At 71.2% G+C, this 288-nt stretch carries 1 pseudogene; it reads right to left on the bottom strand.

Going from position 1 to position 288, the window contains the following annotated elements:
• Positions 1–288 (bottom strand): annotated as a pseudogene (locus tag JHE00_RS34760) (putative sulfate exporter family transporter); the annotation flags it as partial.

The following is a 288-nucleotide window of genomic DNA, read 5'->3' as shown; positions in this document are numbered from 1 at the left end:
ACCAGACCCGTCTTGATGAAGTACTCGGTGCGAAACGCCGCCGCCAGGCGGTCACGCACCCCCGCGCGGGACAGCACCAGGTTGCCGAGCAATCCCAGGATGATCGCGTACACCGGGACTTCCACCCCGGCCGCGAACTCGCCCAGGGCCGTGCCCTCCGACCAGTCGGGGTCGTTCTGTTCCAGGAACCGGGTCAATGCCGCCAGCCCGAGCACCACCACCAGGCCGGCCAGCGTCCACGCCACCGTGGCGCGCGAGGTGTCGGAGGGTTCCGTGCCCGCGGGCGCG

It is taken from the genome of Prauserella cavernicola, from assembly GCF_016595675.1.
Lineage (GTDB): Bacteria > Actinomycetota > Actinomycetes > Mycobacteriales > Pseudonocardiaceae > Prauserella_A > Prauserella_A cavernicola.
This window is presented reverse-complemented; position numbering and strand designations above follow the sequence as displayed.